This window comes from Leisingera daeponensis DSM 23529 (assembly GCF_000473145.1).
GTDB classification, from domain to species: Bacteria; Pseudomonadota; Alphaproteobacteria; order Rhodobacterales; family Rhodobacteraceae; genus Leisingera; species Leisingera daeponensis.
Genome location: NZ_KI421500.1, coordinates 2959995 through 2983099, shown reverse-complemented (window position 1 = coordinate 2983099; position 23105 = coordinate 2959995). Strand labels below are relative to the sequence as shown.

At 59.9% G+C, this 23105-nt stretch carries 22 protein-coding genes; 11 read left to right on the top strand and 11 right to left on the bottom strand.

The genetic code is table 11. From position 1 onward, the window contains the following. Window positions 1-87: 87 nt before the first annotated feature. The gene (gene msrA / locus DAEP_RS0115140; RefSeq protein WP_027245228.1) at window positions 88-753 is read left to right on the top strand and encodes a peptide-methionine (S)-S-oxide reductase MsrA; all 666 of its coding nucleotides are present in this window, start codon (window positions 88-90) and stop codon (window positions 751-753) included. A 53-nt stretch (window positions 754-806) separates the two neighbouring features. On the opposite strand, the gene DAEP_RS0115135 is transcribed toward msrA, so the two are convergent. Together DAEP_RS0115135 and DAEP_RS0115130 are read right to left on the bottom strand one after the other, a co-directional pair. Further along, window positions 807-1679: a ribokinase gene (locus DAEP_RS0115135; RefSeq protein WP_027245227.1), complete on the bottom strand. Its 873-nt coding sequence runs from the start codon at window positions 1677-1679 to the stop codon at window positions 807-809. A 6-nt stretch (window positions 1680-1685) separates the two neighbouring features. Then, on the bottom strand, window positions 1686-3941 hold the full coding sequence (locus DAEP_RS0115130; RefSeq protein WP_008553406.1) for an NADP-dependent malic enzyme: 2256 nt from the start codon (window positions 3939-3941) through the stop codon (window positions 1686-1688). A 296-nt stretch (window positions 3942-4237) separates the two neighbouring features. On the opposite strand from DAEP_RS0115130, the gene DAEP_RS0115125 reads away from it, so the two are divergent. Together DAEP_RS0115125 and mutS are read left to right on the top strand one after the other, a co-directional pair. Beyond that, the gene (locus DAEP_RS0115125; RefSeq protein ID WP_027245226.1) at window positions 4238-5071 is read left to right on the top strand and encodes a flagellin; all 834 of its coding nucleotides are present in this window, start codon (window positions 4238-4240) and stop codon (window positions 5069-5071) included. Between the two features lie 102 nt (window positions 5072-5173). Continuing rightward, complete coding sequence (gene mutS / locus DAEP_RS0115120; protein ID WP_027245225.1) at window positions 5174-7804, top strand: DNA mismatch repair protein MutS; 2631 nt, start codon at window positions 5174-5176, stop codon at window positions 7802-7804. Between the two features lie 87 nt (window positions 7805-7891). On the opposite strand, the gene DAEP_RS0115115 is transcribed toward mutS, so the two are convergent. Both DAEP_RS0115115 and hrcA read right to left on the bottom strand, forming a co-directional pair. Further along, entirely contained in the window at window positions 7892-8455 is a 564-nt protein-coding gene (locus tag DAEP_RS0115115) for a nucleotide exchange factor GrpE (protein WP_027245224.1), read from the bottom strand. Window positions 8456-8464: 9 nt separating this feature from the next. After that, complete coding sequence (gene hrcA / locus DAEP_RS0115110) at window positions 8465-9529, bottom strand: heat-inducible transcriptional repressor HrcA (RefSeq protein WP_027245223.1); 1065 nt, start codon at window positions 9527-9529, stop codon at window positions 8465-8467. Between the two features lie 143 nt (window positions 9530-9672). On the opposite strand from hrcA, the gene rph reads away from it, so the two are divergent. The 4 genes from rph to DAEP_RS0115090 are packed head-to-tail and all read left to right on the top strand — an operon-like array spanning window position 9673 to window position 12502. After that, entirely contained in the window at window positions 9673-10386 is a 714-nt protein-coding gene (rph, locus tag DAEP_RS0115105; RefSeq protein ID WP_027245222.1) for a ribonuclease PH, read from the top strand. Beyond that, window positions 10383-10997, top strand: a complete 615-nt coding sequence (rdgB, locus tag DAEP_RS0115100) for an RdgB/HAM1 family non-canonical purine NTP pyrophosphatase (RefSeq protein ID WP_027245221.1) — start codon at window positions 10383-10385, stop codon at window positions 10995-10997. Before rph ends, rdgB begins: the two co-directional genes overlap by 4 nt. Continuing rightward, complete coding sequence (gene hemW, locus DAEP_RS0115095) at window positions 10990-12144, top strand: radical SAM family heme chaperone HemW (RefSeq protein WP_027245220.1); 1155 nt, start codon at window positions 10990-10992, stop codon at window positions 12142-12144. The genes rdgB and hemW overlap by 8 nt, the downstream gene beginning before the upstream one ends. Before the next feature lie 4 nt (window positions 12145-12148). Further along, entirely contained in the window at window positions 12149-12502 is a 354-nt protein-coding gene (locus DAEP_RS0115090; protein ID WP_027245219.1) for a YbaN family protein, read from the top strand. Here the strand turns inward: DAEP_RS0115090 and DAEP_RS0115085 are convergent. The 7 genes from DAEP_RS0115085 to DAEP_RS0115055 all read right to left on the bottom strand — a co-directional run bounded on the left by DAEP_RS0115085 (window position 12492) and on the right by DAEP_RS0115055 (window position 19933). Beyond that, window positions 12492-13385: a ParB/RepB/Spo0J family partition protein gene (locus DAEP_RS0115085; RefSeq protein WP_008555341.1), complete on the bottom strand. Its 894-nt coding sequence runs from the start codon at window positions 13383-13385 to the stop codon at window positions 12492-12494. The genes DAEP_RS0115090 and DAEP_RS0115085 overlap by 11 nt on opposite strands. Before the next feature lie 26 nt (window positions 13386-13411). After that, the gene (locus DAEP_RS0115080; protein ID WP_008557554.1) at window positions 13412-14221 is read right to left on the bottom strand and encodes a ParA family protein; all 810 of its coding nucleotides are present in this window, start codon (window positions 14219-14221) and stop codon (window positions 13412-13414) included. Further along, window positions 14214-14831: a 16S rRNA (guanine(527)-N(7))-methyltransferase RsmG gene (gene rsmG / locus DAEP_RS0115075; RefSeq protein ID WP_008557562.1), complete on the bottom strand. Its 618-nt coding sequence runs from the start codon at window positions 14829-14831 to the stop codon at window positions 14214-14216. The genes DAEP_RS0115080 and rsmG overlap by 8 nt, the downstream gene beginning before the upstream one ends. Beyond that, window positions 14828-16702: a tRNA uridine-5-carboxymethylaminomethyl(34) synthesis enzyme MnmG gene (gene mnmG / locus DAEP_RS0115070; protein ID WP_027245218.1), complete on the bottom strand. Its 1875-nt coding sequence runs from the start codon at window positions 16700-16702 to the stop codon at window positions 14828-14830. The genes rsmG and mnmG overlap by 4 nt, the downstream gene beginning before the upstream one ends. A gap of 13 nt (window positions 16703-16715) precedes the next feature. Beyond that, window positions 16716-18002: a tRNA uridine-5-carboxymethylaminomethyl(34) synthesis GTPase MnmE gene (gene mnmE, locus DAEP_RS0115065; protein ID WP_027245217.1), complete on the bottom strand. Its 1287-nt coding sequence runs from the start codon at window positions 18000-18002 to the stop codon at window positions 16716-16718. A 30-nt stretch (window positions 18003-18032) separates the two neighbouring features. Then, window positions 18033-19304: a transcription termination factor Rho gene (rho, locus tag DAEP_RS0115060; RefSeq protein ID WP_008554331.1), complete on the bottom strand. Its 1272-nt coding sequence runs from the start codon at window positions 19302-19304 to the stop codon at window positions 18033-18035. 173 nt (window positions 19305-19477) lie between these two features. Beyond that, window positions 19478-19933, bottom strand: a complete 456-nt coding sequence (locus DAEP_RS0115055) for a CopD family protein (protein WP_027245216.1) — start codon at window positions 19931-19933, stop codon at window positions 19478-19480. A 409-nt stretch (window positions 19934-20342) separates the two neighbouring features. On the opposite strand from DAEP_RS0115055, the gene DAEP_RS0115050 reads away from it, so the two are divergent. From DAEP_RS0115050 to dnaQ, 4 genes are read left to right on the top strand one after another with little or no spacing between them, the layout of a single operon-like run. Continuing rightward, the gene (locus DAEP_RS0115050) at window positions 20343-20942 is read left to right on the top strand and encodes a Maf family protein (RefSeq protein ID WP_027245215.1); all 600 of its coding nucleotides are present in this window, start codon (window positions 20343-20345) and stop codon (window positions 20940-20942) included. Then, entirely contained in the window at window positions 20939-21772 is an 834-nt protein-coding gene (locus DAEP_RS0115045) for a shikimate dehydrogenase (protein ID WP_027245214.1), read from the top strand. The genes DAEP_RS0115050 and DAEP_RS0115045 overlap by 4 nt, the downstream gene beginning before the upstream one ends. Further along, on the top strand, window positions 21769-22362 hold the full coding sequence (gene coaE, locus DAEP_RS0115040; RefSeq protein WP_027245213.1) for a dephospho-CoA kinase: 594 nt from the start codon (window positions 21769-21771) through the stop codon (window positions 22360-22362). The genes DAEP_RS0115045 and coaE overlap by 4 nt, the downstream gene beginning before the upstream one ends. Beyond that, window positions 22355-23080 carry a DNA polymerase III subunit epsilon gene (gene dnaQ, locus DAEP_RS0115035; protein WP_027245212.1) on the top strand — a complete coding sequence of 242 codons (726 nt, stop codon included), beginning with the start codon at window positions 22355-22357 and terminating at the stop codon, window positions 23078-23080. Before coaE ends, dnaQ begins: the two co-directional genes overlap by 8 nt. Window positions 23081-23105 lie beyond the last annotated feature (25 nt).

Genomic DNA, 23105 nt, shown 5'->3' with positions numbered 1-23105 from the left:
TGTCACCTGTTTGTGAAAACCCCGTCTGCCGGGTTGAGCGACACGGATACTGCCGGCAGTGTGGGATCATACTGGATGGAGGCAGCGATGCGCGTTTTCGAGAAAGTGAAGCCTTTGGCTCTGGCGGGTCTGATAGCCATTGGCACCCTGGCGCAAAGCAACCCGCTGCAGGCCCAGTCCACTGAAGTTCTGACCGTGGCCGGAGGTTGCTTCTGGTGTGTGGAAAGCGATTTCGAAAGCGTGCCCGGCGTGATTGAGGCTGTGTCCGGCTACACCGGCGGTGACATGAAGAATCCAACCTACAAGGACGTGACGCGCGGCGGCAGCGGCCATTACGAGGCGGTTCAGATCATCTTTGACCCCGCCAAGGTATCCAGGGAGCGGTTGCTGGAGATGTTCTTTCGCTCAGTCGATCCAACCGACCCAGGCGGCCAGTTCTGCGACCGAGGCGAGAGTTACCGCACAGCTGTTTTTGTCTCTAACAAGGCGGAAACGGCCCTGGCCAACAGGGTGAAAGCCGAGGCGCAGAAGGCCCTGGGGCAACAGATCGTGACGCCGGTGCTACCGGCGAAGACCTTTTACAAAGCCGAGGACTATCACCAGGACTACTACAAAGGGGATAGCCTGGTGCTCACCCGGTTTGGACCCAAGCGGCAAGCCGCAGCCTACAAGCGGTACCGCCAGGCCTGCGGCCGGGACGCAAGGGTCGGGCGGCTTTGGGGCACCGCGGCGCCTTTTGCCAAGGGGCATTAACGCGGGCCCATGCCCCCGGCGCAGTTGACAGGCAAAGCGGCAGGCCGCCCGGATCAGAAACGGGCGGCTTGAACCTCTGCCAGCTCGGGAATCACATCCGCGGTACCGTGGCAGGTGACCATTAGTGCCGCGGCGCGGCTGGCCTGATCCATCGCCTCCGCCATCGCCAGCCCCCGGTCCAGCCCGGACAGGACATAGCCGGTGAAGGTGTCGCCGGCCCCGGTAGTGTCAACCGCAGTGACCGGCAGCGCGGGCACATCCAGAACGGCGCCTGTTTCACCGTCGATATGGCGGGCGCCTTTGGAGCCAAGGGTAATGATCACGTCCTTGATGCCAATTTCACCGGGCGACTTGCCGGTAGCCTGCTGAAGCTGCTGCGCCTCGACCTCATTCAGGATCAGGAAATCCAGATACGGCAGCACCGCCTGAACTGCATCCGCATCAAACGGAGCCGCAGCATAACATACCCTTAGACCCAGCTGCCGGCCCAGCTGCGCCGCTTCTGCCTGCATGCTGGTTTCATTCTGCATCACCAGAATGTCGCCGGCGTTTGCCTTATTCAGCGCCTTGCTCAGCTGGTCCGGGCTGATCAACCGGTTGGCACCTGGGAACAGAATGATCTGGTTCTCTCCGCCGGGTTCCACCGCAATGATGGCGTGGCCCGTTGGTGCTTCGGCCCGGGCAATGTGCTCCGTGCCGGCTCCGTAGGCCTTCAGCCGCTCAATGGCCCAGTCTCCGTCGGGTCCCACAGCACCGATATGATCCACCGCGCTGCCGGCCCGGGCGGCGGCGACGGACATATTGGCACCCTTGCCGCCCAGAAACCGGTCAAGACGCAGGGCGGCCAGGGTTTCCCCCGCCGCCGGCAGATGCGGCATGGAGTAAACCATGTCCGCGTTGATCGAGCCGAGGTTCCAGATCGCCATATCAGATCACCCGATATTGCAGGCTGCCAGCACCGCCATGTTCAGAATGTCATTGGTGGTGGAGGTGGTCGAACAGATCTGGATCGGCTTGTCGATACCCGACAGGATCGGTCCGATCACCGTGGCGCCGCCCATCTCCTGCATCAGCTTGACCGAGATCGAGGCCGAGTGGCGGGCCGGCACAATCAGGATATTGGCCGGGCCGGTCAGACGCTGGAACGGGTAATACCGCTGCGCCCGCTCATTCAATGCCACGTCGACGGTCATCTCGCCTTCGTATTCGAAATCGACGCCGCGCTTGTCCAGAACGGTTGGTGCAACATGCATCTTTTCCGCGCGTTCCGACACCGGATACCCGAAGGTTGAGAAGCTGACGAAAGCCACCCGCGGCTCGAGACCCATATGGCGGGCCACCACTGCTGCACGCTCCGCGATGTTGGCCAAGTGATTTTCGTCAGGCCATTCATGCACCAGCGTATCGCCGATCAGCACGATCCGTCCCTTGTGCAGCAGCGCGGTGACACCCGCCACTCCGTGATCCGCATCGGCATCGAAAACATGGTTGATCCGGTCCAGCACATGCGCGGATTTGCGGGTCGCGCCGGTCACCAGACCGTCGCCATGCCCATGCGCCAGCATCAGGCTGGAGAACACATGGCGGTCGCGGCCCACCAGGCGGTGGATGTCCTTGCGATCGAAGCCCTTGCGCTGCAGGCGTCGGTACAGGAAATCCTTGTACAACTCGAAATGCGGTGTGTTGGCGGCGTTGATAATCTCCAGCTCGCGCACCGCATCGCCAAGGCCTGCTGCCTCCAGTTTGACCCGCACGTCATCCTGCCGGCCGACAACCAGCGATTTACCAAAGCCGGAACGCTGGTACATCACCGCGGCACGCAGCGCGCGCGGATCGTCGCCCTCGGCGAAGATCATCCGAGACTGGGCGGAACGGGCCCGGGCGTTCAACCCGCGAAGGATCGACGCCGTGGGGTCCATCCGCGATTTCAGGCCAACTTCATAGGCGTCCATATCCACGATCGGGCGGCGCGCCGCGCCGGTGTCCATGCCCGCCCTGGCAACCGCTGGCGGAATCCGGTGAATCAGCCGCGGGTCGAACGGTGTCGGGATGATGTAATCACGTCCGAAGGTCAGTGACTTGCCATAGGCCAGCGCAACCTCATCCGGCACATCCTCGCGCGCCAGCGCCGCCAGCGCATGGGCGCAAGCGATCTTCATCTCGTCATTGATCGCGCGGGCATGAATGTCCAGCGCGCCGCGGAACAGATAGGGAAAGCCCAGAACGTTGTTGACCTGGTTCGGGTAATCCGAGCGGCCAGTGGCGACGATGGCATCCACACGCACCTCATGCGCTTCTTCCGGAGTGATCTCCGGATCCGGGTTTGCCATGGCAAAGATCACCGGGTTATCAGCCATCGAGGCCACCATGTCCTGTGTCACGGCACCCTTGACCGAGACGCCCAGGAACACGTCGGCGCCGCGCATCGCCTCTTCCAGAGTACGCAGATCAGTGCTGACGGCGTGCGCCGATTTCCACTGGTTCATGCCCTCAGTACGGCCCTGATAGATCACGCCCTTGGTATCGCAAGCGATGCAATTTTCATGCCGCGCGCCCATGGATTTCAGCAGCTCGATACAGGCGATACCGGCGGCCCCTGCCCCGTTGAGGACGATCTTCACGTCCTCGATCTTCTTACCTGACAGATGCAGCGCGTTGATCAGTCCCGCCGCACAAATCACAGCGGTGCCGTGCTGGTCGTCGTGGAAGACGGGAATGTCCATTTCTTCCTTGAGCTTCTGCTCAATGATAAAGCATTCCGGCGCCTTGATGTCTTCCAGATTGATGCCGCCAAAGGTCGGACCCATCAGCTTGACTGCTTCGATGAACTTGTCCGGATCTTCTGTGTCCAGCTCGATGTCGATCGAGTTCACATCGGCAAAGCGTTTGAAGAGGACCGATTTGCCTTCCATCACCGGCTTGGAGCCCAGCGCGCCCAGGTTGCCCAGGCCCAGCACCGCAGTGCCGTTGGAGATCACTGCAACCAGGTTGCCCTTGTTGGTATAGTCATAGGCTGTTTCGGGATTCTCAGCGATTGCCTCGCAAGGCACCGCAACACCCGGAGAATACGCCAGCGATAAATCCCGTTGCGTGGTCATCGGGACGGTAGCGTTGATCTCCCATTTGCCCGGAGACGGCTCCAGGTGAAACGCCAGGGCTTCCTCGTCGGTGATCTTGTTCTTGGGCATTTAATCTCTTGTCCTCTCCTCGTCGCCGACCGTCTTATCCCAGCCCACCGCGCCCCTCAATCCGGGGTTTCAAGAATCTGTATCGCCAGATTTTAGAAAAAAGCGGCTAAAAGACGATAGATTCCGTCAGGATTTCGCCTCAAAGCAGACCGTTGAATGCTGTATTTCCTTAATAGGTCTTAATGCGCACCTGTCTCACAGGTGGCGCTGAGGCCAGGAAACCAAGGCCTGCAAGCAACGGTCAGAACGGCGTTTGTCCGCCCGCCAAGGGCATAGGATCAAAGGAAAAGTGAGGAATGATAAGTTTCCACAACAATTCCGGGGCGATGGTGGCCTTGCAAACATTGGGCGGAGTCAATTCTCAGCTCAATCAAACGCAAGACAGCATTTCCACCGGTCAGACCATTAACTCCGCACAGGATAATGCGGCCCTTTGGGCGATCTCCGAGCTGATGAACTCGGATATTTCCGGCTTGCGTTCGGTGTCGGACTCTTTGTCGCTGGGCGAGGCCACAGTGGCGGTCGCCTCGGCTGGCGCAGAACAGATCACCGAAACCCTGACCGAGATGCGGTCACTGGCTATCATGGCCAGCAGCGGCATGGGTGACTTCAGCAAGTATGAGACCGCCATGGCAAAGAAGACCGAGCAGATCAATTCGATCATCTCGTCTTCCGGCTTTAACGGGGTGAACCTTTTGAAGACCGATGTCGACGGTGCCGGCAGCACCGGGCTGACAGTACCGTCCGCGATCTCCACCGACGGCAGCCTGAGCACCCTCAGCGTTGACGGTGTGGATTTTGAAGGCAGCCCGCAGTTTGATCTCGGCAACCGGACCGCAATCACTGACAGCGCCAGCGCCCTGACCGCCCTGGGGGAAATCGAAGGTTTTCTTGCCTACGCAATCGAAGGTTCTGCAGCTCTGGGATCCAGCGCCAATCAGCTTGCCGGCCAAGGCGATTACGTCAGCAAGCAGTCGGATGCGCTCACCCGGGGTGTCAGCTCTATGATCGACACCAGCATTGAAGAGGCCGCAACCAAGCTGCTGGCATTGCAGGCGCAGCAGCAGCTCAGCACAGTATCGCTCTCCATTGTGAACACGATGCCTGACACGCTGCGCAACCTCTACTGACAGCAGGCTGCCGCCGGGTCCCCTGGCGGCAGCCATATCCGGGTTTTCCTCGCTCCGCCCCCATTGTAGATGTCTTGCAAAGACGACCCCGGGGGACTTTTCATGACCGTAACGCCCATGATGGCGCAGTATCTGGAAATCAAAGCAGCGCATCCGGACGCGCTGCTCTTCTACCGGATGGGCGACTTCTACGAGATGTTCTTTGAGGACGCCGTGAACGCGGCAGAGGCGCTGGACATCGCGCTGACCAAACGCGGCAAGCACAATGGTGACGATATTCCTATGTGCGGCGTGCCGGTTCATGCCGCAGAAGGTTACCTGCTGACCCTGATCCGCAAAGGCTTCCGCGTCGCTGTCGGGGAGCAGCTGGAAAGCCCGGCCGAAGCCAAGAAACGCGGCTCGAAATCGGTGGTGAAACGCGATGTGGTGCGGCTGGTCACCCCCGGCACACTAACCGAGGACTCCCTGCTGGAGGCACGGCGCCACAATTTCCTGGTGTCCTATTCCGAACTGCGGGATGAGGCCGCGCTGGCTTGGGCTGATATTTCCACCGGCGCGTTTCACGTGATGCCGGTTGCCCGGGTGCGCCTCTCTCCGGAACTGGCCCGCCTGGCGCCTTCGGAACTGATCGTTGCGGATGGGCCAGCCTATGATGCCGCCCGCCCGGTGGCCGATGAATACAAGATTCCGCTTACTCCGCTGGGTAAGGCCAGCTTTGACAGCACCGCAGCGGAAAAGCGGATCTGCTCCCTGTTCAATGTGAGCGCACTGGACGGCTTCGGCACCTTCACCCGCGCCGAAGTCTCTGCGATGGGCGCGCTGATCGACTATCTTGAGATCACACAAAAGGGCAAGCTGCCGCTGATGCAGCCGCCACAGCAGGAAGCCCAGGATCGGGTCGTTCAGATCGACGCCGCCACCCGCCGCAATCTGGAGCTGACCCGTTCCCTGTCCGGCGGCCGTGCAGGCTCGCTGCTGTCGGTGGTGGACCGGACGGTTACACCCGGCGGCGCCCGGCTGCTGGAACAGCGCCTGTCCAGTCCCTCACGCAATCTGGACACAATCCATCGGCGTCTCGCAGCCTTGGATTTCGCGGTTGAGCACACGCGGACTGCTGAAGATCTGCGCGCTGCCTTGCGAAAGACACCGGACCTTGACCGTGCGCTCTCCCGCCTGGCTTTGGAGCGCGGCGGCCCGCGCGACCTGGCCGCTATCCGCAACGGGCTGTCGCAGGCAGAAGTGATCGCAGGCCTCTGCAGCCGGATGGAGCTTCCCGCACTTGTGGCCGGAGCAGTCTCGGATCTGCAGGGGTTCGATGACCTTCTGTCGCTGCTGGACGCCGCCCTCGTCGCCGAACCGCCACTTCTGGCCCGCGATGGCGGTTTCATCGCTGCTGGCTACGACCCCGAACTGGACGAAGCCCGCACCCTGCGTGACGAGGGCCGCTCGGTCATCGCATCCATGCAGCGGAAATACGCAGAGCACACCGGCGTCTCCTCCCTGAAGATCAAGCACAACAACGTGCTGGGCTACTTCATCGAAACGACTGCGACCCACGCGGACAAGATGATGTCGCCGCCGCTGAACGAGACCTACATCCACCGCCAGACCACTGCCAACCAGGTGCGGTTCACCACGGTGGAGCTGAGCGAGATCGAAACCCGTATCCTGAACGCCGGGAACCTGGCGCTGGAGATCGAAAAGCGGCTCTATACAAGGCTTTCCGGCGCTATTCTGGACACTGCGGCCCGCCTCAACACCGCCGCCCGCGGGCTGGCGGAACTGGACCTGCTGACGGCGCTGGCGGATCTGGCCCGCGGCGAGAACTGGACCCGCCCTAAGGTCGACAACAGCCGGGCGTTTCACGTGGAAGGCGGACGACACCCGGTTGTGGAGCAGGCCCTGCGCCAGCAAGGCGGCGAGACCTTCGTGGCCAATGACTGCGACCTCACCGCGCAGGACGGCGCAGCCGTCTGGCTTCTGACCGGCCCGAACATGGCCGGTAAATCGACCTTCCTTCGGCAAAACGCACTCATCGCCCTGCTCGCCCAGATGGGCAGCTACGTCCCCGCAGACGGCGCTCATATCGGTATTGTCAGCCAGCTTTTCAGCCGTGTTGGGGCATCGGATGACCTGGCGCGCGGCCGCTCTACCTTCATGGTGGAGATGGTCGAAACCGCCGCCATCCTGAATCAAGCAGACGACCGCGCCTTGGTCATTCTCGATGAAATCGGCCGCGGTACCGCCACGTATGACGGCCTCTCCATCGCTTGGGCCACGCTAGAGCACTTGCATGAAGTCAACCGGTCCAGGGCCCTGTTCGCCACCCATTACCATGAGCTGACCCAGCTCGCCGCCAAGCTGGAAGGCGTCGACAACGCCACCGTGGCAGTCAAGGAATGGGAGGGCGAGGTGATCTTCCTGCATGAGGTGCGCAAAGGCGCCGCTGACCGTTCTTACGGCGTCCAGGTCGCCCAGCTCGCCGGTCTCCCTGCGTCCGTCGTTGCACGTGCAAGGGATGTTCTCGACATGCTGGAACAGAGCAGCCGCGAAGGCGGGTCCAAGATCCAGATTGACGACCTGCCCCTCTTTGCGGCTGCCCCGCCGCAGCAGCCCAAGGCTCCGGCCGGTCCTTCCCCTGCCGAAAAAATGCTTGCAGCGATCCACCCGGACGAGCTGTCGCCACGCGAAGCGCTGGAGATGCTTTACAAGCTCAAAGAAGCAGCTAGCTGAAACGAAAGAGCGGCCCCAACCGGGACCGCTCTTTCATCTTTCCTGAAATACTCCCGCGGGAGGCACAGGCCACTTAGGGCCTGTTCATCAGCTGGCCGGAGTGGACGACACGCCAACCTGCGCCGCACGCAGCAAACGGTCGTGCAGCATGAAGCCTTCTGCCGACACCTGAATGATGTCGCCGGCCTTGGTGCCCGGCACTGGAGCCTCAAACATCGCCTCGTGCACCTGCGGATCGAACTTGTCGCCGACCTCCGGCGAAACGACCCGGATACCGTGTCTTTCGAACACACCCAGCAGCGAGCGCATGGTCAATTCGACACCTTCGATCAAGGCCGCGGACACCTCGCGCTGCTCGTCGGTTGCGGCTTCGATCGCACGTTTCATGTTGTCGTACACCGGCAGCATATCGCGGGCCAGCTTCGAGCCGCCGTACTGCTCCGCCTCACGGCGCGCCTTGTCGCCGCGCTTGCGGGCGTTTTCCGCATCCGCCAGCGCCCGCATGAAGCGGTCTTTCAGCTCATCCCGTTCCGCCCGGAGCGCATCGATTTCCAACGAGGCATCATCAAATTCCTCGGTCTGCGCTGCCAGCTCTTCAGCCTCGGCGGCGGCGATGTCATCCAGAAAGTCTTCGTCCTTGAGCTCTGCCATGTTTCACCTCTAACTCCGGTCGGACAACAGCTTGCCGACCAGCTGTGCCGTGTAGTCCACGATCGGCACAATCCGTCCGTAATTCAGGCGCGTCGGGCCAATGACCCCCACCGCACCGATGATCTTTCGATCCGCGTTCATATAGGGAGACACCACCAAAGAGGAACCCGAAAGTGAAAAAAGTTTGTTCTCCGAACCGATAAAAATACGCACGCCCTCGCCGTCTTCCGTCAGTTCCAGGAATTCAGCAATATCACGCTTACGCTCCAGATCGTCAAACAAGGTACGGATCCGCTCCAGCTCCTCCGCCGCACCCGGCTCCGCCAGGAGATTCGCCCGGCCGCGCACGATCAGACGGGCCTGCTCGCTTCCGTCATCTTCCCAAACTGCCAGGCCGCTTTCGATCATTGCGTGCGCAAGGCTGTCGATTTCCTGACGCCGCGCTGCGATCTCCTTTTGAATTTCCCGCCGCACTCCGCTCAGGGTCTTACCCTCAATAAGCGCGTTCAGGAAATTCGCAGCCTCCCGCATCGAACTGGGGGTCTGCCCCGGCGGCGGGGTAAACAGCCGGTTTTCCACATGACCGTCAGAGAACACCAGCACAACCAGTGCCCGGTCATGCGCGAGCGAGACAAACTCGATATGGCGGATCTCGGCCTCATGCTTGGGCGTCAGCACCAGCGACGCGCCTTGTGTCACCCCGGACAGCGCCGCCCCCACCCGGTCCAGCATCCCGCCCACATCGCCGGCATTGCGGCCCAGCGTCGCGTCGATTTTCTCGCGGTCCTGCACATTCAGATCGCCGACTTCCAGCAGGCCATCGACAAACATCCGCAATCCCAGCTGCGTCGGCACCCTCCCAGCGCTGACATGCGGGCTGTTCAGCAGGCCCAGAAACTCCAGATCCTGCATCACGTTGCGCACTGTCGCCGCGCTGACTTTCTCACTCAGCGACCGCGTCAGGGTGCGGCTGCCCACCGGGTCGCCGCTTTCCAGATAGCTTTCCACCACAGCCCGGAACACCTCCCGGGAGCGGTCGTTCAGGTCCTCCAGAATGTTGCTCGGATTGCTCATCGTTCATCCAGTATTTCTTACGGTTTAAACATAGGAACCCGTTACCCGGATGTCATTAAAGAGCTGAGCGGCAAAAGGTCAATCGGGCTTGCATAGCCCCGCTCCCGGGGGATATCCCCAACCCAGCTAACAAAGGATGTGCCATGCGACCCTCAGGACGAGAACTGAACGAAATGCGCCCCGTGTCGATCGAGACCGGCTTTACCAAACACGCGGAGGGCTCCTGCCTGATCAAGGTTGGCGACACCCACGTCCTGTGCACCGCCACCATCGAGGACCGCGTGCCGCCCTTCATCAAGGGCACCGGACTGGGCTGGGTCACAGCCGAATACGGCATGCTGCCCCGCGCCACCAACACCCGGATGCGCCGCGAGGCTTCGTCGGGCAAGCAGGGCGGACGCACCGTGGAAATCCAGCGACTGATCGGCCGTGCCCTGCGGGCCGGGGTCGACCGCGTTGCCCTGGGTGAACGCCAGATCACCGTCGACTGCGACGTGTTGCAGGCCGATGGCGGCACCCGCTGCGCCTCGATCACCGGCGGCTGGGTCGCGCTGCGGCTGGCGGTCAACAAGCTGATGAAAGCCGGCGATGTTCACATCGACCCGCTGCTGGACCCGGTCTCTGCAGTATCCTGCGGCATCTATGCCGGCCAGCCGGTTCTGGACCTGGATTACCCCGAAGACTCCGAAGCTGGCGTCGACGGCAATTTCATCATGACAGGCTCCGGCAAGCTGATCGAAGTGCAGATGTCGGCTGAAGGCTCTGTCTTCTCCCGTGATCAGATGAACGAGCTGATGGACCTTGCGGCCAAAGGCACTGTCGAGCTTGCAGAGATGCAGAAGGCCGCATCCAAATGACCCGCAAACTGGAAGGCGGCAAGCTGCTTGTCGCCACCCACAACAAGGGCAAGCTGAGCGAGATCGCCGAGATCCTCGCCCCCTACGGCGTGACGGTAATCGGTGCCGGCGAGATGAACCTGCCGGAACCGGAAGAGACCGAAGACACCTTTGTCGGCAATGCCCGGATCAAGGCCCATGCCGCCGCCAAGGCAACCGGTCTCCCTGCCCTGTCCGATGACTCCGGCATCACTATAGATGCGCTGAACGGCGCCCCCGGCGTTTACACCGCCGACTGGGCCGAGACCCCGGACGGCCGCGACTTCAAGATGGCGATGACCCGCGCCAATGACGAGCTGACCGCAGCCGGCGCCGCCGCGCCCCGCACTGCCCAGTTCCGCTGCACCTTGGTCGTCGCCTGGCCCGATGGCCATGACGAGGTATTTGAAGGCGTGATGCCGGGCCAGCTGGTCTGGCCAATCCGCGGCGGGCATGGCTTCGGCTATGACCCGATGTTCCAGCCCGACGGTTACGAAATCACCTGCGCCGAGATGGACCCGGCGGAAAAGAACAAGATCAGCCACCGCGGCAAGGCGCTGGCCCAGTTCGTGCAGGGCTGTTTCAGTGGATGACTGGCGCAATGGGGGCTTTGGCCTTTACGTGCATTGGCCCTTCTGCCAGGCCAAATGCCCCTATTGCGACTTCAACAGTCACGTCTCTGCAAAAATAGATCAGACGCTATGGGTTAGAGCCTATCTGTCTGAACTCGACAGACTCTCCGAACAGCTCTCCGGCCGCGTTCTTAACACGATTTTCTTCGGCGGCGGCACCCCATCCCTGATGCATCCTGATACCGTTGCCGCCGTCATCGCGCGAGCACGTGAAATCTGGCCGTTCGCTAATGACATGGAAATTTCTCTGGAGGCAAACCCAGGCTCCGTCGAGGCCGGCCGCTTTGCCGGCTACCGGGACGCCGGCGTCAACAGGGTCTCCATGGGCATTCAGGCCCTGAACGACGAGGACCTGCGCAGGCTCGGGCGCATTCACAGTGTCGCAGAAGCAAGGGCGGCCTTCGACATCGCCCGGGATTGCTTTGACCGGGTAAGCTTCGATCTGATCTACGCGCGTCAGGGCCAGACTCTGGAGGCTTGGAAAGCAGAGCTGAAAGAGGCTCTGTCGATGGCCATTGACCACCTCTCTCTCTATCAGCTCACCATTGAGGACGGCACTGCCTTCGGCGACCGCTACGCCAGGGGCAAGCTGCGCGGCCTGCCAGAGGATGACACCGCCGCTGACATGTACCTGGCCACCCAGGATCTAACCGCGGCGCACGGCATGGCATGTTACGAGATATCCAACCACGCCAGGCCAGGCGCAGAGTCTCGCCATAACCTCATCTACTGGCGTTACGGCGACTATGCCGGTATCGGCCCCGGTGCCCACGGCAGGTTGACGTTAGGCGGCGTTCGTTATGCCACAGAAACCCACCTTGCTCCGGGCGCATGGCTGCAAGCGGCAAAGGCCGGCAACGGGGAATCCCTGCGAGTTCCCCTGACCAGGGAAGATGCTGCGGCAGAATACCTGATGATGGGGATGCGCCTGAGCGAGGGTCTGGATATGGTACGTTTCAGTCAGCTTTCTGGCCGGCACCTTCCGGAAAGCAAGCTTAACGACCTTGTAGACCTTGGTATGGTAACTATCTCTGAGAAGAGACTTCGCGCGACCGCTCAAGGACGTGCTGTTTTGAATGCGGTGCTCCGCGACTTGTTGATGGATTGAGGCAATGCGTTTCCTTTATGCCGGCTTAGGACTCTGCTGCGTGGCCTTAGCGGTAATCGGGATTGTCCTGCCTCTTCTGCCAACTGTGCCGTTCCTCCTTCTCGCCGCATTCTTCTTTGCCAATTCGTCCGACCGTTTGCACAACTGGATCGTTGCGCATAATGTTTTTGGCCCGATGATCCTGGATTGGCGGGAACGCGGTGCGATCCGGCCGGGCGCAAAAAAGGCGGCAACCGTCTCGATTGCCGCCGTCTTCGGGCTATCTCTCCTGCTTGGCGCGCCCGGTCATATATTGGGCATCCAAGCTGTGGTTCTCACGGCTGTACTGACCTTTATCTGGTCCCGCCCTAACGGCTGAGCATATTGCACAGCTCATCCAGCTGATCCAGGTTCTCATAACTGATCGTCACGGACCCGCTCTCGCCACCGGGCTTATGGTCAATCGAGACCTTCATCTTCAGCATCGCCGACAGGTCCCCTTCCAGGGCCCGGGTATCCGCATCTTTCTCCGCCTCAGGCTTTGGCTTCTTCGCCGGTGCCGTCCGGATTCCGGCAGCGTCTTTCTTGACCAAAGCTTCAGTTGCCCGGACCGACAAACCGCCCTTTACGATCTTCCGCGCCAGCTCGGACGCGTTATCAGAAGTGATCAGCGCGCGCGCATGTCCAGCTGACAGTTTTCGTTCCTGCACCAGAATTTGAACATCTTCCGGCAGATGCAGCAGCCGCACCAAGTTGGCGATGTGGCTGCGGCTCTTGCCAAGCGCCTCCGCCATCTTTTCTTGGGTATGGCCGAACTTCTCCATCAGTTGCTTATAGCTCTGCGCTTCCTCCATCGCGTTCAGATCGGAACGCTGGATGTTTTCGATGATGGCAACTTCCATCATCTCCAGATCAGAGTATTCGCGGATCAGGACCGGAACTTCATGCAGCTGCGCTGCTTGCGAAGCGCGCCAGCGGCGTTCGCCGGCCACGATTTCGTACATTCCGCCTGCCTTTGGCCGAACGATCAGCGGCTGCAGGACGCCTTTTTCCTTGATGGACGCCGTCAGGTCATCCAGATCTTCCTTCAGAAACTGCCGGCGCGGCTGGTTCGGGTTGGCAACAATCTTTTCGATCGGGACCAGCACTTCTGCATTCCTCGGCGCCTCTGCCTGGGTGCTTACCGGTGCAGGGTTCACATCTGCCATCAATGCCGACAACCCCCGGCCCAGCCCGCGCGGTTTTGTTTTTTTGTCTGCCATGGTTGCCTCCGGTTCTTTTTCTGCATTTAGGCCGCTATCTTGTGATGTTTATTCAGGATTTCTTCCGCCAGGGCGCGGTAGGCCTGCGCTCCCAGAGAGTTGGTATCGTAATTCAGAACAGGTAGCGCGTAGGATGGCGCTTCGCTCACCCGCACGTTACGGGGAATTTTTGTTTGAAACACCAGATCCCCCAGGTTATCTCGCGCATCCTGCTCCACCTGCTGCGACAGGTTGTTGCGCCGGTCGAACATCGTCAAAACGATTCCCTCAATCCGCAAATTGGGATTCGCCGACTGTCGCACCTCCCGGATCGTCAGCATCAGTTGCGTGACCCCTTCCAGCGCAAAGAACTCGCTTTGCAGCGGGATCAGAACGGAATGCGCCGCTACCATCGCATTTACGGTCAGAAGGTTCAGGGATGGAGGGCAATCAATCAGGACATAATCCCAATCGTAGTCGTCCATAGCCGTCTGACGCAGAGCGTCATGCAGAAGGAAGCTGCGCTTTTCATTAGTGAAAAGTTCGATATCCGCGGAGCTGAGGTCCACAGTTGCAGGGATGATGCACAGGTCCTCGATTTCTGTCTGACGAATGACATCCGTCAGCGAGGCATCCTCCACCAATAGATCGTAAGTTGTCAGTTCCCGGTCAGCGGGCTCAATCCCGAGCCCGGTTGAAGCGTTCCCTTGCGGATCCAGGTCGACAACCAGAACCCGCAACCCGCATTCCACCAAGGCGGCAGCAAGGTTTATTGCCGTTGTTGTCTTCCCCACCCCGCCTTTTTGATTTGCGACCGCGATGATACGAGGCCCCTCCGGGCGGGAATAATCAGACACGGGCCACTCCCTTTATTTTCAGGATTACTGCTTCTTGTTCTGTCAGACTTTTAACTGGTTCCGCATCAAACCGCCATCGCTGCCGCGCGTTATCCACTTCTTTTTTCCAGCTCTCCCCTTTGGGGAACAGGGCAGTTCCTCCGGCGGCAAGATGCCGCTCTGAGAACTCCAGCAGAAGGGACAGATCCGCCAGCGCGCGCGCGGAAAGAACCTCCGCGTTCTGCGGGTCTGCGTGCTCAATACGTTTGGAAATCACCGTAACCTTCGCACCGCATTCCCGTGCAGCGGTACGAAGGAACGCTGACTTGCGCTGATCACTTTCAATCAAGGTAGTCTTCATTTCCGGGGCTTCGTCTGCAGCCAGAATCGAAACAATCAGGCCCGGAAATCCGCCGCCGCTTCCGATGTCCACCCAGTGATCAGGGGCGTCAACGCAGCGGAAAACCTGAACAGAATCCGCAATGTGCCGAGACCACAAGAGTTCCAGGCTGGATTTAGAAACCAAGTTGATCTTGGGATTCCATTTCTTTATGACCTGCTCGAAAGCCTCCAGCCTCGCCAATGTTTCACGTGAAACATTCAACTCCTCGAGGATACGCTTATCATTCATGCGGATTTACCCTGCCGCGATTGATCCCGGCGAAGACGGGCCAACAGGAGCGCCAGCGCCGCCGGCGTCATCCCATCAATCCGCGCCGCTTGCGCCAGGGTCTCAGGGCGCGCCAAAGACAGCTTTTGCTGCAGTTCTTTCGACAGCCCCTCGATACCGTCATAGGAATAACCCGTGGGGATCACATACCCCTCATCCCGCTTCATAGCGGAGATTTCCCTTTCCTGGCGCGCAATGTAGTTTGCGTAAAGCGCATCACGCTCAACCTGCCGGCGGATATCGGGATCGACACCTTCCAGCTCAGGCATAAGGGGCACGATATCCTCGAATTCCACATCAGGGAATGCCAGAACCTCCATCCCGGAACGACGGTTTCCGTCCTGATTCACCCGGATCCCCGCCGCAGCAACCTGTTTTGGCGTAAAGCTTTTCGCTTCCAAGACGGAACACGCTTGCCCCAATCGATCACTCTTCTCTAGAAAGGCCGCCTGGCGTTGTTTGCCGGCGCAGCCAATCTCGATAGCCAAGGGGGTCAAGCGCTGGTCAGCATTATCAGCCCGCAGTGAAAGCCTGAATTCCGCGCGGGACGTAAACATCCTATAGGGTTCAGTAACGCCGTTGGTGGTGAGATCATCGATCATAACACCGATATAGCTATTGGATCTACTGAAGCTGACCGGACCCTCCCCCAAGGTGGCGCGGGCGGCGTTCAGGCCGGCAACCATTCCCTGCGCTGCGGCCTCCTCATACCCTGTTGTGCCGTTTATCTGGCCGGCAAGATACAGCCCGGGAACATCTTTCAGCCTCAGCTCCAGAGTCAAAGCCCGCGGGTCAACGTAGTCATACTCAATGGCGTATCCCGGTTGAAGGATAACTGCTTGTTCCAACCCAAGAATCGAATGAACATAATCCTCCTGAACATCCTGCGGCAGGCTGGTGGAGATGCCGTTGGGGTAGACGGTGTGGTCTGTTACACCCTCAGGTTCCAGAAAGATCTGGTGCGAGTCTTTGTCGGCGAAACGCACAATTTTATCTTCGATCGACGGACAGTAACGCGGGCCAACCCCTTCGATATGCCCACCGTACATTGCAGACCGTCCCAGATTCTTCTGTATGATCTCGTGGGTTTTCGCGTTGGTGTGGGTGATGCCGCAAGAAACTTGTTTTGCGCTGGCCGCCTTTGTCAGGAAGGAAAAGAAAACAGGATCCTCATCTCCTGGCTGCGCTTCTAGGATATCCCAGTTGATCGTCCTGCCATCCAGCCGCGGAGGTGTCCCTGTTTTCAGACGGCCCAAAGGCAGTCTGAAGCTGTCCAAACGCTCCGCCAGCTTGACCGATGGCTTATCCCCCATACGTCCGCCCGGTTTGGAAACGTCACCTATGTGAATAACGCCGCGCAAGAAGGTTCCGGACGTCAGGATGACCGACTTACTCGAAATTTCACTGCCGTCGGCCAGGGTCACGCCGGCGACGGCGTTTCCTTGCAGGAGAAAGTCAGTAACCTCTCCTTCTACGATATCCAGATTTTCCTGCGCCTCCGTCAGCCGCAGCATTTCGCGCCGATAGATCGCCCGGTCCGATTGCGCTCGCGGCCCCTGCACCGCCGGTCCTTTGCGACGGTTCAGCAAGCGGAACTGAATGCCGGCGAGGTCAGCCACCCGACCCATCACACCGTCCAGCGCGTCGATTTCGCGGACCAGGTGCCCTTTGCCCAATCCGCCAATCGCCGGATTACAGGACATGACGCCAATACCGTTACGGTCCAGCGTCACCAGCGCTGTCCGAACCCCCATCCGCGCTGCTGCATGGGCGGCTTCGCTGCCGGCGTGTCCGCCGCCTACTACGATCACGTCATAAGCTGAATGTTTCACGTGAAACACTCCTTCATTTCCCCAGGCAAAAACTCGAGAAAATCTCGTCCAGGAGATTCTCTACACCAATCCGCCCAACCAGCATTTCCAGTGCCCGAATAGCCGATCGCATTTCTTCGGCCGCTATATCATAGAACTCGGGGCCGCGTTTCAGGATTTCCTGCGCTTCAGCCAGGCTGGCCAGCGCCGAAACCATCGCATCGCGATGCCGCGCACGCGTGGCGATACCGGCTTGAGCTGACCGGTTTTGCAACACTTTTGAGATATGATCAACCAGACGGTCAATCCCCTGCCCTGACTGGCCGGAAATCGCATCGCCGGCGTCGTCACGCAAATCTGCCTTGGGCAGAAGCCGGATGTCCCCCTGCTGCATTTCGACATCCAGGACTTCGTCCCGTTCTGCCAGAAAAACGCGCAGGTCAGCATCCTGTGCCCGTTTTCGGGCCAAGGCGATACCGATCCCTTCGACATGATCATCGGTATCACGCAAGCCGGCGGTATCAAGAAGAGTCACGGGCAGGCCGGCAAGGTCCATGCGGACTTCGATAATATCCCGGGTGGTGCCAGCATATTCAGATGTGATTGCGGCCTCCCGGCCGGCAAGCGCGTTCAGCAGCGTGGATTTTCCGACATTCGGAGCGCCGACGATTGCCACCTCAAAACCGCTGCGGATCCGCTCTGCAATCCTGACACCGGCAGTCTCCTTCTCAAGGCCGGCCTGGACATCCGCCAGAAGTGCTGAAACCTCGGGGGTGACATCCACCGGCACGTCCTCGTCGGCGAAGTCGATGGTCACTTCGATCAAAGACGCAGCGCGGATCAGTTTGCCCCGCCAGTCTTCCGCCAGCCGGCCGAGCCCGCCGGCGAGAATCACCTGCGCTTGTTTGCGCTGTGCCTCAGTTTCAGCGTCAATCAGATCGGCCAGCCCCTCTACCTGAGCTAGGTCCAGATGACCGTTTTCCAAAGCACGGCGAGTGAATTCACCGGGTTCGGCTATTCTCAGGCCATCGATTCGTCGCAACGAATCGAGCACAGCGGAAACGACTGCGGTACTTCCATGTGTTTGAAATTCAACGGTATTTTCGCCGGTGAAGCTATGAGGAGCGGTAAAGCTCAGGACCAGCGCTTCATCGAGTCGCTCTCCTGATTCGTCCTGCAGGATTCGCAGGCTAGTTCCGCGCGCCGGCAAATGACCGCCGCAAAGCTGTGCGCCGGCGGTAAGCGCCAACGGGCCGGAGACGCGGATCACCGCGACCCCGGCCTTCCCTTGAGCGGAGGCCAGCGCAAAGATCGTGTCCATTGGGTGGCCCTTCTCTCTCGCCGGCCCGGATCAGGTATTCATCGAGTCGAAGAACTCGGAGTTGCTTTTGGTCTGCTTCAGCTTGGACAGCAGGAATTCAATGGCGTCTGTGGTACCCATCGGATTCAGGATACGGCGCAGCACAAAGGTCTTCGCCAGATCGCCCTTGTCGACCAGAAGATCCTCTTTCCGGGTGCCGGACTTGAGGATGTCGATAGCCGGGAACACGCGCTTGTCCGCAATCTTGCGATCCAGGACGAGTTCAGAGTTACCGGTGCCCTTGAATTCTTCGAAGATCACCTCGTCCATACGCGAGCCGGTGTCGATCAGCGCGGTGGCGATGATGGTGAGCGAGCCGCCTTCTTCGATGTTCCGGGCGGCACCGAAAAAGCGTTTCGGCCGCTGCAGGGCGTTTGCATCGACACCACCGGTCAGAACTTTACCCGAAGACGGCACGACAGTGTTGAACGCCCTACCAAGTCTTGTGATCGAATCAAGAAGGATCACAACATCTCGTTTATGTTCGACAAGACGCTTGGCTTTTTCGATGACCATCTCGGACACCGCAACGTGGCGGGTCGCCGGCTCGTCGAAAGTGGAGGAGACCACCTCGCCCTTCACCGAGCGCTGCATGTCGGTCACCTCTTCCGGGCGTTCGTCGATCAGCAGAACAATCAAGTAGCACTCCGGATGGTTCTTCTCGATCGAATGCGCGATGTTCTGCAGGATCACCGTCTTACCGGTGCGCGGCGGCGCCACGATGAGCGAGCGCTGGCCCTTGCCGATCGGCGCAACCAGGTCGATCACCCGCGCCGAACGGTCCTTAATGGTGGGATCCTCGATCTCCATCTTCAGCCGCTCATCCGGGTAAAGCGGGGTGAGGTTGTCAAATGCGATCTTGTGGCGGGCCTTTTCAGGCTCTTCAAAGTTGATCATGGTGACGTTGGTCAGCGCGAAGTAACGCTCTGTTTCCAGCGGCGCCTTGATCTGTCCCTCCACAGTGTCGCCGGTGCGCAGAGAATACTGGCGGATCATGTCGGGGGAGACATAGATATCGTCCGGACCGGGCAGGTAGTTTGCCTCGGGCGAGCGCAAGAAGCCAAAGCCGTCCTGCAGCACTTCCAGCACCCCATCACCGCCAATGTCCCAGCCCTCATCTGCGCGTTCCCGCAGGATCTGGAACATCATCTCGCCCTTGCGCATGGTCGAGGCGTTTTCGATCTCCAGCTCCTCGGCCATCGCCAGCAGCGATTTGGGACTTTTTGCCTTGAGGTCAGCCAGATTCAGGGATTGCACGGTCATATAGATACGGCCTCTACTCCCCGCTCATCCGGGGGTTGGTCACACGACAGGTTTGGAAATCACGGTTACCCGGACGGGCCCGCTGAAAGCCATACATAGGGACTCGTTTCAGATGAGTCAAACGCCGGCTGCAAGCGTTCCGGCGCTGCTGGGCCTGTTTCAGCGCCTCTGCGCTAGAATTTGAAGATGACGGAAACCACGATCACCAGCATCAGCACAGTGGGCACCTCATTCATCATACGGAACTGCCGGCCCGTCAGCGTGTTCCGCCCGTCTTTGAAGTCGCGGTAGCGCAGCAGCAGCCAATGATGGAACCAGGTCATGGCGATGACCGACGCGCCCTTGGTCCAGGGCCAGACATAGCTCCAGTCGACTATGCCGGGGGTCAGAACGATAAACAGCCCTGCGGCCCAGGACACATACATGGCGGGGCGCATGATGATCCTGAGGAGCTTCTCTTCCATGGTGAGGAAGATTGGAATGGCTTCCTGCACATTCTCAGCCTGCTCCACGTGATACACAAACAGACGGGGGAGATAGAAAAGACCGGCCATCCAGCTGAGCACGGCCATGATGTGAAGCGATTTGGCATATGGGTAGAGCGTGAACATCACGTCGCTCAGGTCCATGGGCAGTTCTCCCCGGTCAGGTCTGATCACCCTAATAAAAAATGAATATTTAAAGGATGATGTTTTTGTAGTGTGCGTGGATTCCAGTGGATAAGTGAATCCTCCTCCGCTTATCCCCAGCAGGGATAAGATTCCAGCGCGGAAGGGACAGGAGTCCTGGATTTGCCGCCGGCGCCAGGAAAATAAGGCGCGTTAAGGATGTCTTTACCTTCGCGTGCTTGGGGATAACAAAGGGATGAACCGGGGAGTGCCGGCATATCCACGGATTCAAAGTTATCCTGACTCACAAAGGACGACTCAGCGGGTTGAATCCTGGGATTTGCGTCAACCCCTGGAGTCTTTACTTGAGCGCGGAAAACCATACAAAACGTCCTGAAACCGTCTGCTTCTTTCCCACGGGGTTTTCCACATGACTGCCCACATTGTGCTGGCTTCTGGTTCCGAAATCCGGGCGCATCTGCTGCGTCAGGCCGGGATCGAATTCGATACGGATGTTCCGAGACTGGATGAGCTGGCGATCAAGACCGCGCTGCTGGCAGAGCAAGCGCCGCCGCGGGACATTGCCGATGCGCTGGCAGAAGCTAAGGCGCGCAAAATCAGTGCCAAGCATCCGGGAAGGCTGGTATTGGGGTGCGACCAGGTCCTGGATTTCGAAGGGCAACTTCTTTCCAAGCCGGCGAGTGCAGAGATCGCATTGTCCCAGCTGAAACAGATGCGCGGCAAGCGGCACATGCTGTTGTCGGCCGCCGTGATCTATCGGGATGGTGAGCCGATCTGGCGCCATGTCGGACAGGTCCGGCTGGTGATGCGCAACTGCTCTGACGCATATTTGGAAAATTATGTCAGCCGCAACTGGGACAGCATCCGCCACGCTGTGGGGGCATACAAGCTGGAGGAAGAAGGTGTGCGGCTGTTCGCCTCCATCGAGGGCAGTTACTTTAATGTCTTGGGATTGCCGCTGATGGAGCTTATCAGTTACCTGGGTCTGCAAGGGGTAATCGAGCAATGACAGAAGCAAAAATCCCGCTCGCCGGCGTGATCGGCTGTCCGGTTTCACATTCGAAATCCCCGCAACTGCATGGCCACTGGCTGAAAACCCATCGCATCGCCGGGCATTATGTGCCGATGCATGTGGAGCCTGCGGACTTGGCAGAGGCCATCCGGGCAATGCCGAAGATGGGGTTCGTAGGGGCTAATGTCACGATCCCGCACAAGGAAGCGGTGATGGGGATTGCCGATAAGGTCACCGACCGGGCGAAGCTGATCGGCGCGGCCAACACTCTGATTTTCCGAGAAGACGGCACCATCCTGGCTGACAACACAGACGGGTACGGCTTTATCACCAACCTGCATCAAGGCGCCCCGGATTGGGATCCTCAATCCGGGCCGGCCGTTGTGCTGGGGGCTGGCGGCGCCTGCCGTGCAGTGGTTGCCTCGCTGATAGAGGCCGGGGTCCCGGAGATCCTTCTGAGCAACCGCACACGCGAGCGGGCGGAACAGTTGCAAAGGGATTTCGGCAACCGGATCCGCGTGGTGGAATGGCTCCAGGCCGGCAACGCCATCGAAGAAGGCAGGCTGATTGTGAACACCACCTCTCTGGGTATGGTTGGCAAACCGCGGTTGCGTGTGCCGCTGGACGGTTTGCGGTCCGATGCCGTCGTGACGGACTTGATATATGCACCGCTGAAAACCGGCCTGCTGGAAACGGCGGAGGAAGCCGGCTGCACTGTGGTCGACGGGCTTGGCATGCTGCTGCACCAGGCCGTTCCGGGGTTCGAACGCTGGTTCGGGCACCGTCCTGAAGTTGACGCTGCCACCCGGGAGGCGGTGCTCGGATGAGCTTCAGCCTCGGTCTTACCGGGTCCATCGGAATGGGCAAAAGCACCACCGCTCAGCTGTTTGCGGCGCAGGGCTGCGCGGTCTGGGATGCGGATGCCGCGGTTCACCGGCTGTATGGTAAAGGCGGTGCGGCCGTTCAGCCGATGGCGGAAGCATTTCCTGACGCCATTGAGAACGGGGAAGTCAGCCGCGCCGCGCTGAAACGCATCATTGGTGCAGATCCGCAGGCTCTGACGCGGATCGAGGCCATCGTGCATCCGCTGGTCGCGCAGGACCGCGCGTCCTTTAGGGCGGACGCGACAAGCGATGTTTTGGTCTTTGATATTCCGCTGCTGTTTGAAACCGGCGGCAACGCGGAAATGGACGCGGTGGCCTGCGTGACGGTGGACGCGGAAACTCAGCAAGAGCGGGTTCTTGCCCGCGGCACAATGACGGTTGAGCAGTTCCGGCAGATTCTGCAAAAACAGATGCCGATCGAGGAGAAGATGGCCCGCGCCGATTATGTGATCGTGACGGACACGCTTGAACACGCCGAGGCGCAGGTGGCAGAAATTGTTGCAGACATCAGGAGCAAACTGGCCCATGCGTGAAATCGTTCTTGATACCGAAACCACCGGGTTTGATCCGTTTTCCGGCGACCGCATCGTCGAAATCGGTGCGGTTGAGCTGTATAACCACATGCCCACCGGCAAGACGTTCCACGAATATATCAATCCGGAACGCTCAATGCCGGCAGAGGCGTTTTCGGTCCACGGTATCGGTCCCGACCTGCTGGAGCCGCCGCAGAAGCCGGAACCCGGGGCGGTGACGCTGCGGGACAAGCCTGTCTTTGCAAAAATCGGCCGGAAGTTTCTGGATTTCGTGCAGGATTCCAGGCTGGTCATTCACAATGCCAGCTTCGATATGAAGTTCCTGAATGCGGAACTGGACTGGATGGGCCTGCCGAAACTGCCGATGGATCAGGCGCTCGACACGCTGGCAATGGCCCGCAAGCGGTTTCCAGGGTCGCCGGCGACACTGGATGCGCTATGCCGCCGCTTCAACATCGACAACACAAACCGGACCCTGCATGGCGCGCTGCTCGACTCCGAGATCCTGGCTGATGTCTATCTGGAGCTGATTGGCGGGCGGCAGCCGGATTTTGGCTTGTCCGCCCAATCCTCCTCCAGTTCGGCCCAGGTCGAGGACGACTGGCGGCCTGTGCCGCGTTCAGCACCCCTGCCCGCACGGATCACGGCGGAGGAGCTGGCAGCGCACGAAGCGTTCGTGGCTAAACTGGGCGATGCGGCTTTGTGGAAGGCATCCTGATCCCGCCAAGACCCGCAAAAGAAAA

Bases quoted from the DNA above. Each gene is read 5' to 3' on its own strand.
- msrA (WP_027245228.1), top strand. From the start codon at position 88: ATGCGCGTTTTCGAGAAAGTGAAGCCTTTGGCTCTGGCGGGTCTGATA.
- DAEP_RS0115135 (WP_027245227.1), bottom strand. From the start codon at position 1,679: ATGGCGATCTGGAACCTCGGCTCGATCAACGCGGACATGGTTTACTCC.
- DAEP_RS0115130 (WP_008553406.1), bottom strand. From the start codon at position 3,941: ATGCCCAAGAACAAGATCACCGACGAGGAAGCCCTGGCGTTTCACCTG.
- DAEP_RS0115125 (WP_027245226.1), top strand. From the start codon at position 4,238: ATGATAAGTTTCCACAACAATTCCGGGGCGATGGTGGCCTTGCAAACA.
- mutS (WP_027245225.1), top strand. From the start codon at position 5,174: ATGACCGTAACGCCCATGATGGCGCAGTATCTGGAAATCAAAGCAGCG.
- DAEP_RS0115115 (WP_027245224.1), bottom strand. From the start codon at position 8,455: ATGGCAGAGCTCAAGGACGAAGACTTTCTGGATGACATCGCCGCCGCC.
- hrcA (WP_027245223.1), bottom strand. From the start codon at position 9,529: ATGAGCAATCCGAGCAACATTCTGGAGGACCTGAACGACCGCTCCCGG.
- rph (WP_027245222.1), top strand. From the start codon at position 9,673: ATGCGACCCTCAGGACGAGAACTGAACGAAATGCGCCCCGTGTCGATC.
- rdgB (WP_027245221.1), top strand. From the start codon at position 10,383: ATGACCCGCAAACTGGAAGGCGGCAAGCTGCTTGTCGCCACCCACAAC.
- DAEP_RS0115090 (WP_027245219.1), top strand. From the start codon at position 12,149: ATGCGTTTCCTTTATGCCGGCTTAGGACTCTGCTGCGTGGCCTTAGCG.
- DAEP_RS0115085 (WP_008555341.1), bottom strand. From the start codon at position 13,385: ATGGCAGACAAAAAAACAAAACCGCGCGGGCTGGGCCGGGGGTTGTCG.
- rsmG (WP_008557562.1), bottom strand. From the start codon at position 14,831: ATGAATGATAAGCGTATCCTCGAGGAGTTGAATGTTTCACGTGAAACA.
- mnmE (WP_027245217.1), bottom strand. From the start codon at position 18,002: ATGGACACGATCTTTGCGCTGGCCTCCGCTCAAGGGAAGGCCGGGGTC.
- rho (WP_008554331.1), bottom strand. From the start codon at position 19,304: ATGACCGTGCAATCCCTGAATCTGGCTGACCTCAAGGCAAAAAGTCCC.
- DAEP_RS0115055 (WP_027245216.1), bottom strand. From the start codon at position 19,933: ATGGACCTGAGCGACGTGATGTTCACGCTCTACCCATATGCCAAATCG.
- DAEP_RS0115050 (WP_027245215.1), top strand. From the start codon at position 20,343: ATGACTGCCCACATTGTGCTGGCTTCTGGTTCCGAAATCCGGGCGCAT.
- DAEP_RS0115045 (WP_027245214.1), top strand. From the start codon at position 20,939: ATGACAGAAGCAAAAATCCCGCTCGCCGGCGTGATCGGCTGTCCGGTT.
- coaE (WP_027245213.1), top strand. From the start codon at position 21,769: ATGAGCTTCAGCCTCGGTCTTACCGGGTCCATCGGAATGGGCAAAAGC.
- dnaQ (WP_027245212.1), top strand. From the start codon at position 22,355: ATGCGTGAAATCGTTCTTGATACCGAAACCACCGGGTTTGATCCGTTT.